Consider the following 250-nt stretch of genomic DNA (forward strand, 5'->3'; position numbering starts at 1 on the left):
TGGTGATGCAGGGTGCGCGCCTGGAAGACGCCGTGGCGTGGATTCTGGGCGCTGGCGGCAAGGCAGTCATTGCGCACCCCGGTCGTTACCCCTACAAGCCCGCGCAGCGGAAATCGCTGTTCGCCGCGTTCAAGGATCTGGGCGGCCAAGGCCTGGAGGTCGTCACCGGCAGCCACACGCCGGAACAATATCGTCAATATGCCCGCGTGGCGCGCGAATACGGGTTCGAGGCCTCGCGCGGGTCCGATTT

At 66.0% G+C, this 250-nt stretch carries 1 protein-coding gene; it reads left to right on the plus strand.

From position 1 onward, the window contains the following. The coding region (locus WDW90_RS40320; protein WP_431311236.1) for a PHP domain-containing protein at positions 1-250 on the plus strand (250 nt) is incomplete at both ends.

Origin of the sequence: Methylobacterium nigriterrae, from assembly GCF_037106235.1 — a bacterium.
In the GTDB taxonomy this organism is placed as follows: domain Bacteria; phylum Pseudomonadota; class Alphaproteobacteria; order Rhizobiales; family Beijerinckiaceae; genus Methylobacterium; species Methylobacterium nigriterrae.